Raw genomic sequence first — 411 nt, forward strand, 5'->3', positions numbered from 1 at the left:
CGAGGTGACCGAACATGTGCTGGCTCTGGAGGCCCTTTCGGAAGCGCGGCTCGTCGCCGAACGCGCCGCCGCGCTGCGCGACACCTTCCTCGCGACGATGAGCCATGAGGTTCGTACGCCGTTGAACGGCGTCCTGGGCCTGGCGCAGTCCCTGTCAGGCGCCGACCTGCCCGACGATGCCCGTCAAAAGGTCGATCTGATCATCAAGTCCGGCGAGACGTTGAGGCGCATCCTGGACGATGTGCTGGACCTGTCCAAAATCCAGGCCGGCGAGATGAACCTGGTCAACGAACCCTTTGCGCCGTCCGACACCATTTCCGGCGCGGTGGATCTGATGCGGCCGCTGGCCAGCGAAAAGGGACTTCAGCTGATCTCCCGGTTCGACGGTCTTCCGCCTCATCTGATGGGGGA

1 protein-coding gene is annotated in these 411 nt (G+C 64.2%); it reads left to right on the top strand.

Features of this window, described 5'->3' with window-relative positions:
• Nucleotides 1-411: histidine kinase dimerization/phospho-acceptor domain-containing protein (locus JWG43_RS21060; protein ID WP_275888521.1), on the top strand; the 411-nt coding region annotated here is incomplete at both ends.

It is taken from the genome of Desulfobulbus alkaliphilus, from assembly GCF_016918545.1.
Classification (GTDB): domain Bacteria; phylum Desulfobacterota; class Desulfobulbia; order Desulfobulbales; family Desulfobulbaceae; genus Desulfobulbus; species Desulfobulbus alkaliphilus.